Below are 13273 nucleotides of genomic sequence, written 5' to 3'. Positions count from 1 at the left end.
TCACCCGCTCGCCCACGTCGGCGTCGCCCAGGTAGGCCAGGTGGTTGGCCTTGGCGCCCTTGGCCAGGGTGGAGTTCTTGACTTCGACAAAATTGCCGATGTGCACCTCGGCCCCCAGTCGGGCACCGGGGCGCAGGCGTGCAAACGGGCCGATCAGGGCACCGGCGCCGACCTCGACCGCGTCCTTGCTGCCGGGTTGGCCGCCCTCGATGTGGGTGAACGGATGGATCACGGCACCGGCCGCAATGCTGGCGTTTTTGATGACGCAGTTGGCGCCCACGCGCACGCCTTCACCCAGTGAAACCTCGCCTTCAAAGACACAGTTCACGTCGATCGACACGTCTTGGGCGCACTGCAGCTGGCCGCGCACATCAAGGCGCGCCGGGTCGGCCAGGCGCACGCCTTGCTCCATCAGTTGCAGCGCCAGGCGCTGCTGGCAGGCGCGCTCCAGTTCGGCCAGTTGCACCGGGCTGTTGACGCCGGCCACCTGGACCGCATCGGTAATTTTGTGCGCCACCACCGGCACCCCGTCGGCCACGGCGAAGGCCACGATCTGGGTCAGGTAATACTCGCCCTGGGCATTGTGGTTGTCGAGCCGCGCCAGCCAGCGCTTGAGCTGCAGCGCGGGCACGGCCATGATGCCGCTGTAGACCTCGGTGATGGCCAGTTGCTCGGGTGTCGCGTCTTTTTGCTCGACGATGGACTGCACCGCGTCGCCACTGCGCGCAATGCGGCCATAACCCGTGGGGTTGGCAAAATCAATCGTCAGCAAGGCCAGTTGGGTGCCCGCACTGGCGGCAATGAGCTGCCGCAAGGTGTCGGCCTGCGTCAGCGGCACGTCGCCCGATAGGATCACCACCACGCCATCGTTCTGCAGCACCGGCACGGTTTGCTGCACCGCGTGGCCGGTGCCCAGCTGGGGCTCCTGGCGCACAAAATTCAGCACAAACTCGCCTTTCGCACTGGCCTTCAGCGCCGCTTCTACTTCCTCGGCGCCATGGCCGGTGATGACCGTGACCTGGCGCGCCGACAAGTCCGCCGCCGTGTCGACCACATGCTGCACCAGAGCGCGCCCGGCCAGCTGATGCAAGACCTTGGGCAGCCTGCTTTTCATGCGCGTGCCCTTGCCGGCGGCCATGATGACGACATCCACCGGGGGTGTCGTGCTGTTATTTAAATTCCCTGTCATGAGTTGCTCCATAGCGCAATAAGATTTAACTTGTTTTGATTATCGCTATCGGGGCGGGTGGAGCTCGCCGGGTGACAAAGGAAAACCACCCATGAACACAGACACTGCCACGCTGCGCCGCCTGCTGCACCTGCCATGCACCATCGCCGTGGTTGGCCTGTCGACTAATTTGAGCTGGAGCCTGATGGCCGCATTCAATGCACCTTGCGCGGCACGACAGAAAACAAATCCACCATGGGCTGCGCTGGGTTGGCTTTGCCGATCAGGGCCACATAGTGGGCCAGTTCCTCGTCTTGAATGAAGCTGGCCGACGACTCGGCCGAGATCATTTTGTCGGGGTGTTGTGACCGGGCGATGGCAAACCCCTGCACATAGTCGACGCCAATCTCGGTCAGCGTTTGCACTGTGGCATTGTCCTCGGCCCACTCGGCGATCACTTTCATGCCCAGGTTATTGGCAAGACTGACAATGGCCTCGACGATCGCGATATTGGCCGGGTGCTGGTTCATGTCAACGATGAAGCTGCCGTCGATCTTGAGCAGATCTGCCTTGAATTCCTTCAAATAGGAAAACGAGGTGTAACCCGCGCCGAAGTCATCCAGCGCCACCTTGGCACCATAACCCCGCACCTTGTTGACAAAGCGGCGGGTATTGTCAAGATCGTGCAGCGCCACACTTTCAGTGATCTCAAGGCACAACTTGCCGACCAGATGCAGGTTTTTCTCCAGCATGGCGTAGATTTCTTCAAGAAACTCTTCGTCGTTGAGTGAGGCGCCGCTTAAATTCATGCAGATGAATTTGGTGTGTTGCATCTGATCTTCATGGCTGTTGAGCCAGTCCAGTGTGCTCGTCAGGACCCAGCGGTCAATCATGCCCATGCGACCGCTCGCCTCACCCGCTGCGATCAGGTGGTCGGTGCGGATGGTTTGGCCCTGCGGGTCGCGCATGCGCAGCAGCACCTCGAAATTGAGCGATTCATGGGGTGCCGTGAGCGACATGATGGGTTGCATTTCGAGATACAGGCCGTCGGTGGCCGAAGGGGTGGCGAGCAGGGCAATCAATTTCAGTTCAGCCTCATGCTGCGCAAAGGCAGGGGCATCCTTTTCATACACCACCAGGCTGCCCTGCGCGGACTTGGCCTGGCGGCAGGCGCGGTCGACCGTTGACATGGCATCGTTGAACTGCATGCCGGGGCTGACCTCAATCAGTCCGATTGAGCAGCGCACGTTGAAGGCGTTGTCGCCCACACGGTAAGTTGTGTTGCCGATGCTGTCGATCAGGCCAGTGCAGAGCGCTGAGGCCATGGCGATGGGTGTCGCCGGGAACACGATGACGAACTCATCACCCCCCACGCGGCCAAACTGAAAATCGCGTGACAGCATGTCCGAGACCCGCCTACACACTTGCTGCAGCACCTCATTGCCAGCCCCGTGGCCGAACAGGTCGTTGATGAGCTTGAACCGGTCGAGGTCGAGGTAGGCCACCGCCAGTGCCTTGTCTTCAGGCAGCCTGGCGATGGCACGCGTCAGCGCCTGCTCGATTCCGCGCCGGTTCAGAATCTTGGTCAGTGAATCGTGGCTGGCGAGAAACTCCAGGTCTGCCGAGGCCCGGGACTTTTCGGTGATGTCTTGCAGGGAGCCTTCGATCTTGTCGCGCGCCAGGGCTGCCTTGACCAGAAAACGTTTGCTGCCAGCAGTGCCTGGGAGCGCTCGTCCGTTGATTTCCATCTCATCCTGGGTTTTGTTGAAAACCATTTGATGCAGCATGGTCCAGGCGCCGTTGGCGAAATACTGTTGCCAGTTTTTACCCTGATTTTTCAGAACATTGGGGCCCAGCATGTCAAGCAGGGCCGGGTTGGCGCTCAGGAACCGGCCGTGCAGGTCAAGGGTAAACAGGCCGATCGGCATGGCCTCAAAAGTGTGCGCCAGCTCGGCCTGCACTTGCAGGTGCTGTTCATGCTCCAGTCGCATATGTTCAGCAATTGCCAGCGCAGTCAACAGGCTCGATGACAGGGCGGCGGTGACGCTGTTGACCGATCCAATCAACCCCTTGATACCGAGCGCCGCAGCCAGCACCTCGTACAGACTGGCGACCAGCGTGATGCTGATGGCCGTGCCGTACCAGATGGCAACGCGGGATTTTGTTTTCCTGAGAATGCGAATCAGCAGAAATATCAACATGGCAATGCCAACGCCGGCGACATACCAGATCATTGGCAAGAACAAGGCATAAGGCAAAGCAATGGATAAAAGAAGCAGGGGAAGACAGGTCCATTGCGCCACCCTCACGATGAGCTTGTAGCCGACAAGTGACAAGTCTTCCTTGAACAGCGATGTGAAAAGTGTCAGCGTCAGGATGTAGTAGAGGGTCAAGGTGATCGACCGTGCCTGTACCAGCCATTCTTGCGGCACGGTGTTGCCCAACCATTGCGAGTCCCAACCGGCAGAAAGCGAGGCCATCCGCAAATTCATCACGAGCCAGGCTGAGAACAGGATGTACAGGCCATTTCGGTTGATCAGGGCGGTGATCAGGATGAAGCCGGCCAAAAGCAAAATGCCGCCATCCAGAAGGCCCGACTTGCGGTGGAACTCCAGGGCAGAAATTTCAAGATCAGCGGCCTGCCACCGCAAGACCGAAAGCCGGGCTGGGCCCGTGGCGCTGCTGCGACATACCACGGCCCGGTCGGTCAACGCAGGATCGACTTCAAGTGCAAACCCCGCCTTAACTGCGGAGATGCTGCCTGCCGTGCCATGGCGGCTGCCGCTGCCCAGCGAACTCAGCGTGCCGGCATCCCAGCACGTTACGTCCATGGCATGCCGCGACGGGAATTCGACCATCAGTGGCGCATTTCCGACATTTTTGGGCACCACGAAAGAAAGCCAGACGGGGGCCTCTGAAAGTCGGGTGTCGTGGAACGGGCTCAAGGGGCGATTCTGCAACTGCGCCAGCGCTTGTGCCGGTTCCTGAATGTTGGCCGACGCTTGAACCACCTGGATTCGCAATTGTTGTGGGGCGGTGACGGCGTATTGTGATTTCCAGCTAAAAAGTGCCAGCAAAGACAGTAGTCCGATCACAACGGGCAGCGCGTAGGTTGAAAGGGCATACAGCAGCAGATCCAGGCCTTGGTGAAGTTGATCCATCCGCTTGCGGTACAACGTGGCTTGTTTGACCATTTGGTTCTTTGCTTTTTTCCAATTTCGACCTTGAGATGATAAGGCCGTCTTCGATTATTGTGCATGCCTGGAGCAAGAAGAGGGCCGGGTGCTGCCCCGCTGGTCGGGTTCCCGGCCCTGGCTGCTCACATGGGCAGCATGGCATCACCAAGTGGGAATGTGGACAAGGTCATTGACGGGGTGCAGGGCTGGCGTTGACTGCTGAGGTCAATGTCTGGATGAAAGGTGCTGCACATGAAGCCTAGCAAGGGGTGCTTGACTTGGGTCCAGCGATCTTTGGCGGTGTTGACATTGAATGACATCACCCGGTGCGGCAGGTTGCCAACGTGGTGAATCGGGATGTAGCCCGCATCCGGAAAGACATCGTTGAACAGCAAACGGTCATACGTCCGGTCAACCGGTGCGCGCGCAGTGACGACCATCCATTCCACGTCGGTTTGCAGACAATATTGGTAGTAGGCTTTGAACAGCACGGTGGTGACGAGTCGCCCGCCTTTTTCATTCGTGACGCCCAGGCGGGTGGCCTCTGCCAGGGACCGTGACTTGAGCCATTCTGGTAAGTCGATCGATTGTTCCAGACACAGCGGCTGGTACTGGTTGGTCTGGATGCGCATGGTGCCCAGCGGCGAGCCATCCAACTTGGATTCAGCCAGCAATATCACCACACCTTTTTCGGCATCATCGGTTTCGGCTGTTTTGAGCGTTTCCGCGAACATGGGCAGGTGCCGTGCATAGGCTGCATGACGAATTTCGACCGCCTTGTTCAGGTCTTCTTTGTTGCGAACCAGCCGGACGGTAAAAGGCAGCAACTCTTCAGGCAGGCTCGCTGCCAGGGGTGCGCCGTAAGGTGACGACAGCGTGTTGAAGTGGTGGGCCTTGGAGATTTCTGACATGGCATGGTGAATCATGATGATTTCCTCGCAAAAGTTAAGTTGAACAAGCCTTACGGACCAGGATGGTCCGTTCGACGCGTCAAAGTTTACTTAGGCGGCAAGAATATGCATACCCATGATTCGATGCGATTTGTTACAAGGCTGATTGCGTTGTTACAAAAAATGCTGACAACCTTTTTCTCATGCACAACACCGCCTGGTCCTTGCTCAGCAGCAGGGCCTGATGGCTGACGGCCAGGTCGATAAACTTCTGGTCATCGGCGTCGCGACAGGTGACGCTGGCCTTGGGCGCGGTGTCGACCAGCGTGGCTTGGCCATCAAACTGGGCCAGGACATGCTGGGCCGTGACTTGGTAAAAGGCCATGCGCGGCACGATTTTGGGATAACACAGGACACGCGCCAGCTCGTCGCGCATGGCTTTGGTGGCGATCCATTCGAGCTGCCGTGCGGCCAGCGCCGACTTGAGCGCGCGCGCCGCGGGGTCGTCAAAAACAAAGGCGTCGAGCACGATGTTGGTGTCGAGCACCACCGGTGTCATGCTTTTCCAGCCATTTTTCCCGCCACCATGTCAAAGCGGAACAACCTGCATTCGATGGGGCCGTTCCACATTGGCACACGGCGGGCTTCTTTCAGGCGCATTTTGCCGGGTAGTTTCAGGTCGGGCGTCAGCACCCAGGCGGTCCAGCCCGAATAGTTTTTCTTCCAGTGGCTGGCGAGCTGGTTGAAGAATTCACCCGCGCCCTCGGTTTGCGGCAGTTCACGGGCGCCAAAGCGCGGCACATTGGCTTCGTCTTCAAAGCCACCTGCATCGCGCGGCCCGCCTTTGGCGACGCCACCCACGTCAATGCGCTCGCCATAGGGTGGATTCAGCACCATGACGCCACCGCCGGTGCTGCTGACATCAATGGGGGGCAGGCGTTGCAGGGCATCGCCGCCGCGAAACTCGATCACATCGGCGACCCCGGCGCGCGCCGCGTTGCGCTGCGCAAAATCGACCATGCGGTGTGCCACGTCGCTGCCAAAGATGATGGGTTTCTGGTCGGGCGACCGCACCACCTCGGCCGCCACGGCCTCCCGCTTGAGGGTGTCCCAGACCTGCTTTTGAAACGGCACGTACTTCTCGAAGGCAAAACGGCGGCGGCTGCCAGCCGCAATGTTGCAGGCCATCTGCGCCGCTTCAATGACGATGGTGCCGCTGCCGCAACAGGGGTCATACAGCGGCAGCAAATCGGCGTCGCCCTCAAGCCAGCCGCTGGCGGCCAGCATGGCCGCAGCCAGGGTTTCCTTCAGGGGCGCGTCGCCCTTGTCCTCGCGCCAGCCGCGTTTGAACAGCGGTTCGCCCGAGGTGTCGATGTAGAGCGAACAACTGTCGGTGGTCAGGTGGGCGTAAATGCGCACGTCGGGCCACTGGGTGTTGACATCCGGGCGCACGCCATTGGCCACGGCACGAAAGCGGTCGCACACCGCGTCCTTGATCTTGAGCGCGGCAAAGTTCAGCGAGGTCAACGGGCTGTGCTGCGCGGTGATCTCGACCTTGATGGATTCGCGCGGCGTGAACCAGCGCTCCCAGGCCACTTCAGAGGCCGCACGGTACAGGTCCTGTTCGCCCCGGTATTCGGTGTAACTCAGCAGCACCAGAACACGCTGGGCCAGCCGGCTGTGCAGGTTCAGCAGCATGGCCTGCGCCAGCGAAGTGCGCACCGCCACGCCACCGCGTTGTTTGGTGATGCAGCCCGGCGGCAAGCCGGTGATGCGCAGCACTTCGGGGGCCAGGTAGTCCTCGACGCCGGCGGCGCAGGGGAGAAAGAGTTGGAGCTGGTTCATAAGGATAGGGATTTTCTGAGTGAGGCCGGCGCAATGCGCAGGCCTTCGCGGTATTTGGCCACGGTGCGGCGCGCGCATTCAATGCCTTGCTCTTTCAGCATGTCGGACAACTGGTTGTCGCTGAGCGGTTTTTTCGGGCTTTCGGCGGCGACAAATTGCTTGATCAGGGCGCGCACGGCGGTGCTCGATGCGTTGCCACCCGAGTCGGTGCCCAGGCCCGAGCCAAAAAAGTATTTCAACTCAAAAGTGCCGAACGGGGTGGCCATGTACTTGGCGGTGGTGACCCGGCTGATGGTGGACTCGTGCAGGCCCAATTCGTCGGCAATTTCGCGCAGCACCAGCGGGCGCATGGCCAGTTCACCATGCACAAAAAAGCTTTTCTGACGTTCCACGATGGCGCTGCTGACGCGCAGGATGGTGTCAAAACGCTGCTGGATGTTCTTGATGAACCAGCGCGCCTCCTGCAGGCGCTGCTGCAGTGCGGCAAAGTTGGCGGCGTCGTTGCCGACAGCCTTGTGGCCTTTGAGCGCGTTGGCATATATGTCGTGCACGCGCAGGCGTGGCATGACCTCGGGGTTCAGACGCACCAGAAACTTCACCATCGGACCTTGCCCCACCGCAGTCACCAACACGTCGGGCACCACAATGTTGCGCTCCACATCGACAAAGCGGCGGCCCGGTTTGGGCTCCAGCCGTCCTATCAGGGTGATGGCGGCGCGCACCTGGGTATCGCTGGCATCGCACAGCGGCATCAGGTGCTTGATGTCGCGTCGCGCCAGCAAGTCCATGGGTTGGGCACAGATGCGCAAGGCCACCTGCACCGTGTCGGCCTCGAACGCAGGGTTGAGTTTGAGCGCCTGCAGTTGCAGGCGCAGACATTCGGCCAGACCCCTGGCGCCAACACCCGCAGGCTCCAGGCTTTGCAGCAAGCCCAGTGCCACCGTAAAGTGATGCACCAGGTCTTCGACCTGCTCGGCGTCATCACCGGCCAGTCCGCGCGCCAGCTCGGTCAGATCGTCTTCCAGGTAGCCCTCGTCGTTGAGCGACTCGATCAAAAAGTAAAGTGCCGCCCGGTCTTCGGTGCCCAGGCGCAGGGACAGCGCCTGGCGCTGCAAAAAGCTTTGCAAGGTCTCCTGGCTGCGCGCCAGCTCGGTGGCATCCAGCTCGTCGTCACCGCTGAGGTTGTTGCCACGCGCCTTGGCCTCGCCACCCCATTCGCTGTCGTCCGGACTCAGGCTGACACTGCCATCGCCGTCCCAGCTCGGCGCTTCTTCCATCGTGGTGACGGGTTCTTCGGAGGCTGTCTCGGTACTCACCCGCGATGTGTAATGGTCATCAACACCGGTATAGGCGGCAGATTCCTGCTCGCGGTCATTACGGCAGATGGCGGTATCGGCTTGTGCCAAGCCGAAGGATTCCCGGTCCGCTTCTTCCTCCGAGCGTTCCAGGAACGGGTTTTCGTCGAGCATCTGATTCACCTCGCTGCTCAGCTCCATGGTGGACAGCTGCAGCAAACGGATGGATTGTTGCAACTGCGGCGTGAGCGCCAGGTGCTGGGAGGTGCGTAACGAGAGGCCCTGTTTCATGGGTGTGTGTGGGTCATCGTTACATCCGGAAGTGCTCGCCCAGGTAGACCCGGCGCACATCGACGTTATTGATGATCTCGGCGGGAGTTCCGCTGGCCAGCACGCTGCCGTCGCTGATGATGAAGGCGTGGTCGCAAATACCCAGGGTTTCACGCACATTGTGGTCGGTGATCAGCACGCCAATGCCCCGGCTTTTCAGGAAGGAGATGATGCGCTGGATCTCGATCACGGCAATCGGGTCAATGCCGGCAAAAGGCTCGTCGAGCAAAATGAAACGGGGCTGGGTGGCCAAGGCGCGGGCAATCTCCACCCGCCGGCGCTCGCCACCGGACAGCGCCAGGGCGGACGAGTCGCGCAGATGGTCGACCCGCAAGTCCTGCAGCAGCGCGGTCAGACGTTTTTCAATCTCGGCCCCGCTCAGGGCCTTGCCTTGTGCATCCAGTTGCAGTTCGAGCACGGCGCGCACGTTGTCGGCCACGTTGAGCTTGCGGAAAATGGAAGCTTCCTGTGGCAAATAGCTCAGGCCCAGGCGTGCGCGCCGGTGAATCGGCATGTGCTCGACCGACTGGCCGTCAATGGTGATGTCTCCCGCGCTGGCCCGCACCAGCCCGACGATCATGTAGAACGAGGTGGTTTTTCCGGCGCCGTTGGGGCCCAGCAAACCGACCACTTCGCCCTTGCGCACGGTCAGCGACACGTCCTTGACAACCTTGCGGCTACCGTAGAATTTTTGCAGGTGGTGCGCCTCCAGGCGACTCTCGGAGGCGGCGGCGTCAGGCAGGGGCGTCGTCATGGCAGCGCGACCCGCTTAGCGCTTGGCATCGTTCAATTCGGGGCTGCTGCGCAGCGGCGTCGACGCTGCGGGCGCCGGCGCAAGTGCCGGCCCCGTCTTGGGTGTCAACATGGCCCGCACCCGGCCCGCTGGCGCACCGGGTTGGCCGGTGCTGGTCTTGGCGCCCGACGCTGGCGCGCCGTCGAGCGTGAAAACATCGGTCAGGTTGTTGTAAACGATGATGCCGCCATTGAAATCGTCGTTGAGTTTGGCGCCCTGGTAGCGCCGCAATTGGGCCTGGCCAATGAATTTGACCGTGTCCTGACGGCTGTCGTAATCGATGGTTTCACCTTCACCCTCGATGGTTTCGTCCAGCCCCTCGCGTTTTTGCTTGAAAAACGCACGTTTTCCGGGTTCTGCCGTGACCACCCCATACTGGTTGCCCTCGGGGTCCTGACGCACTTCCAGTCGGGCGCCGCGGATCAGGATGGTGCCTTTCGTCAAGACCACCTGGCCGGTGAAGATGCTCAGCTGTTTGACCTCGTCGTAACGCAGCGCATCGGCCTCGATGTTCATGGGCTTGTCCCGATCGGCTTTTTCAGCCTGGACCATCCCGGCGGACAGCACCAGCGCACAAAGTACAAACCAGGAGGGGAGTCGGTTTTTCATAAAGGCATGATTCTTGCGTGAAGTTTGCAAGATTGTAGCGGCCAGGGCCGCTTCAAACGGCCTGGCCTGCCAATTCTGTCGGCGCCGTCACGCGACGCAGCCGGACTCAGCTGCCGCGTCGAATCTGGTCGATCAAATGCTCAACCACCTGCAACACCCGGCCCATGCTCTTGGCCAGTGCGCCGTCGGTGTAATAACGCCCGGCCACGCCCAGCGCAGGCACGCCTTCGACCTGATAGGCCGTCTGCAACTGGCGGGCGCGCGTGGCCTTGGTGGTGGTGGAAAACGAATTGAACTGCTCGATGAATTTGCTGGCGTCAACGCCTTGTTTGACCACCCAGTCGACGATGGCGGGCGGCTGGCTCAGGTTTTTCTTTTCGACGTGAATGGCGGCAAAAACGCGCGCATGCAGGCTGTCAAGCAAATTGAGCGCCTCAAGCGCGTAATACAAGCGCTGTTGGGGCACGAAGTCATCGCGAAAGGCGACCGGAACACGCTTGAAAACAATGTCCGTGGGCAGTTTTTTAACCCACTCGGCCAACACCGGCTCAAACGCATTGCAGTGCGGGCAGTTGTACCAGAAAAATTCAACCAGTTCGATCTGACCGGCAGGTGCCTCGACCGGGGCTGGCCGACTCAGGGCGTTGAAATCTGTGCCGGCGCGCGGGGTATTGGCTTGCGCCTGGGCTTGCGAAACGCCGGGGCTCAGCAGTGCGGCGCTGATGGCGAGTGATCCGGTCTGGGCGACAAAGCGACGACGTTGCATGCGGATGTTCCTTGTAGCTGGGTTGGGGACCAGGTCAGAGCGTGCAACGGCGACAAAGTTCAGCGTTGCACGCGCACCAGAGCGGTCTCGATGCCTGCGCCGTCGAGTCGGGCTTTGGCGGCGTCGGCTTCTTCGCGTTTGTCAAATGGGCCCATGCGGACACGGTACACCGTGCGGCCGGATTGCTCACGCTCGGAAATTCGGGTCTCGATGCCGCTCAGGGACAGCTTGGCACGCTGCGCCTGGGCATCTTCGGGTGTGCGGAAGGCGCCGACCTGAATGAAATAGGTGAAGGGATCGGGTGTGTTGGCCGGGGTTGAGGCAGCGCTGCCCTTGGCGCGGGCCTTGACCAGGTCGCCCAAGGGGTCCGCGCTGACAGCCGGCTTGTTCTCTGGCGCATTGGCGGCAGGTGGGGTCACGGCAATGTCAGCCGGAACCGCTGGCTTGGCCGGATTTTTGCCATACAGCGGCGCATTGGGGTCCCAGTTCTTGTTCTTTTCAAGCTCGTTGGCATCCTGGGTGGCGTTGCTGCTGGCGGCCTTGTTGAAAAATACCATGGGTACCTTGGTCACGTAGACCGCCACAGCCAGCGCCAGGCCGAGGCCGACCAATAGGCCAAGGATGAATCCCAAAAAAGTGCCGCCGCGTTGTTGTTTCATGTGCTGTCTATGCTCGTCGTCGGTGAGTGAATCAAGGTTTACATTTTTTCCGGCGCACTGACACCCAGCATGGCCAGGCCATTGCGCAACACCTGGGCCGTGGCCGCCACCAGCGCCAGCCGGGCCAGTTTGAGGGCCTCGTCGTCGACCAGAATGCGCTCGGCATCGTAGTAGCTGTGGTAGCAGGCGGCCAGTTCGCGCAGGTAGAACGTCACGTCGTGCGGTGCAAACCCCTCGGCTGCGGCGCTCAGCATGTCGGGGTATTTGGCCAGCAGCAGCATCAAGGCTTGCGCCTGCGGGCTTTGCAGTGGCGCCAACTCGGCGTGGCCCAGGCTGGCCACATCACCGCCCCAGCTGGCCAGTACCGAGCAAATGCGGGCATGGGCGTACTGCACGTAATAGACCGGGTTGTCGTTGTTTTTGGCCACCGCCAGGTCAACGTCGAAGGTGTATTCGGTGTCGGGCTTGCGGCTCAGCAGGAAGAAGCGCACCGCGTCCTTGCTGGTCCACTCGATCAGGTCGCGCAAGGTCACGTAACTGCCGGCGCGCTTGCTGATCTTGACCTCCTGGCCGCCCTTGACGACCCGCACCATGGTGTGCAGGACGTAGTCGGGGTAGCCTTGCGGAATGCCGACATTGGCGGCCTGCAAGCCGGCGCGCACGCGGGCAATGGTGCCGTGGTGGTCAGTGCCCTGGATGTTGATGACCTTCTGGAAGCCACGCTCCCATTTACTGATGTGGTAGGCCACATCAGGCACAAAATAGGTGTAGCTGCCATCCTGCTTGCGCATCACGCGGTCCTTGTCGTCGCCGTAGTCGGTCGACTTGAGCCACAGCGCGCCGTCCTGCTCGTAGGTCTTGCCGGCCTCGACCAGGCGCTTCACCGTGGCATCCACCCGGCCGCTGGTGTAGAGGCTGCTTTCCAGGTAGTAGTTGTCGAACTTGACGGCAAAGGCCGACAGGTCGAGGTCCTGCTCGTGGCGCAAATAGGCCACGGCAAACTGGCGGATGCTCTCAACGTCAGCCGCGTCGCCGGAGGCGGTGAAGGCGCGGTCATCCGAGCTGACGGTTTTTTTTGCCAGGAAGTCGGTGGCAATGTCGGCAATGTACTCGCCGTTGTAAAAGTTTTTGCTCACCGGGTTGTCGGGGTCGGTGGGCCAGCAGGCGTCGCCCGGCTTGAAGCCCTGGGCGCGCAGTTGCGTGCTGGTGGCCAGCGTGGCAATTTGCACGCCGGCGTCGTTGTAGTAAAACTCGCGGTAAACCTGCCAGCCCTGGCTGTCAAACAGGTTGCAAATGGCGTCGCCCAGCGCCGCTTGGCGGCCGTGGCCCACATGCAGGGGGCCGGTCGGGTTGGCCGAGACAAATTCGACCAGCATGCGCTGGCCGTTGTCGGCCTGGGCGCCGTAGCGCTTGCCTTGCGACAACACCGCGCGCACCACCTGCTGCTTGGCCTCGGGTTTGAGCTTGATGTTGATGAAGCCGGGTCCGGCAATGTCGAGCGACTCGACCCAGGTCTGGTAGGGCAGGGTGTTGCGCAGCGCGGCGCACAGGTTCTCGGCCAGTTGCCGCGGGTTTTGTTTGAGTGGCTTGGCCAGCTGCATGGCGGCCGTGGTGGCCAGGTCACCGTGGGCGGCCACCTTGGGCGACTCAAAGGCGGCTTTGACGCCGGCGCCGGGCTGGATGGCTTCCAGCGCGTCACGCAGGGCATCAAGTAATTGGGTTTTAACGATCAACATGCCCGG

Annotated in this window: 11 protein-coding genes; all 11 read right to left on the bottom strand. The window is 61.0% G+C overall.

Annotation, left to right across the window (positions count from 1 at the left end; genetic code table 11):
* Nucleotides 1-1189 (bottom strand): bifunctional UDP-N-acetylglucosamine diphosphorylase/glucosamine-1-phosphate N-acetyltransferase GlmU (gene glmU / locus Q7U49_RS10370; protein WP_304764191.1); only part of this gene is annotated, 1189 nt, incomplete at its 3' end.
* Between the two features lie 194 nt (nt 1190-1383).
* Nucleotides 1384-4362, bottom strand: a complete 2979-nt coding sequence (locus Q7U49_RS10365; RefSeq protein ID WP_304764190.1) for an EAL domain-containing protein — start codon at nt 4360-4362, stop codon at nt 1384-1386.
* A 125-nt stretch (nt 4363-4487) separates the two neighbouring features.
* Nucleotides 4488-5270, bottom strand: coding sequence for a hypothetical protein (locus Q7U49_RS10360; protein ID WP_304764189.1), 783 nt, complete (start codon nt 5268-5270; stop codon nt 4488-4490).
* A 118-nt stretch (nt 5271-5388) separates the two neighbouring features.
* A complete protein-coding gene (locus tag Q7U49_RS10355) occupies nt 5389-5793 on the bottom strand; it encodes a putative toxin-antitoxin system toxin component, PIN family (protein ID WP_304764188.1) in 405 nt (134 codons plus the stop codon).
* The gene (locus tag Q7U49_RS10350) at nt 5790-7079 is read right to left on the bottom strand and encodes a class I SAM-dependent RNA methyltransferase (RefSeq protein WP_304764187.1); all 1290 of its coding nucleotides are present in this window, start codon (nt 7077-7079) and stop codon (nt 5790-5792) included. Before Q7U49_RS10350 ends, Q7U49_RS10355 begins: the two co-directional genes overlap by 4 nt.
* Entirely contained in the window at nt 7076-8665 is a 1590-nt protein-coding gene (gene rpoN, locus Q7U49_RS10345; RefSeq protein WP_304764186.1) for an RNA polymerase factor sigma-54, read from the bottom strand. Before rpoN ends, Q7U49_RS10350 begins: the two co-directional genes overlap by 4 nt.
* A 19-nt stretch (nt 8666-8684) precedes the next feature.
* Complete coding sequence (gene lptB, locus Q7U49_RS10340; RefSeq protein WP_304764185.1) at nt 8685-9458, bottom strand: LPS export ABC transporter ATP-binding protein; 774 nt, start codon at nt 9456-9458, stop codon at nt 8685-8687.
* A 15-nt stretch (nt 9459-9473) separates the two neighbouring features.
* Nucleotides 9474-10106 carry a lipopolysaccharide transport periplasmic protein LptA gene (lptA, locus tag Q7U49_RS10335; protein ID WP_304764184.1) on the bottom strand — a complete coding sequence of 211 codons (633 nt, stop codon included), beginning with the start codon at nt 10104-10106 and terminating at the stop codon, nt 9474-9476.
* Between the two features lie 106 nt (nt 10107-10212).
* Nucleotides 10213-10872 carry a thiol:disulfide interchange protein DsbA/DsbL gene (locus Q7U49_RS10330; protein ID WP_304764183.1) on the bottom strand — a complete coding sequence of 220 codons (660 nt, stop codon included), beginning with the start codon at nt 10870-10872 and terminating at the stop codon, nt 10213-10215.
* A 59-nt stretch (nt 10873-10931) separates the two neighbouring features.
* Entirely contained in the window at nt 10932-11531 is a 600-nt protein-coding gene (locus Q7U49_RS10325; protein WP_304764182.1) for an SPOR domain-containing protein, read from the bottom strand.
* A gap of 38 nt (nt 11532-11569) precedes the next feature.
* Nucleotides 11570-13267 (bottom strand): arginine--tRNA ligase, encoded by a 1698-nt coding sequence (argS, locus tag Q7U49_RS10320; protein ID WP_304764181.1) that lies wholly within the window; start codon nt 13265-13267, stop codon nt 11570-11572.
* Between the last annotated feature and the right edge of the window lie 6 nt (nt 13268-13273).

It is taken from the genome of Rhodoferax sp. (assembly GCF_030653815.1).
Classification (GTDB): Bacteria; Pseudomonadota; Gammaproteobacteria; order Burkholderiales; family Burkholderiaceae_C; genus Rhodoferax.
The sequence above is the reverse complement of the archived record's forward strand: the minus strand, read 5'-3'. Positions and strand labels throughout refer to the sequence as shown.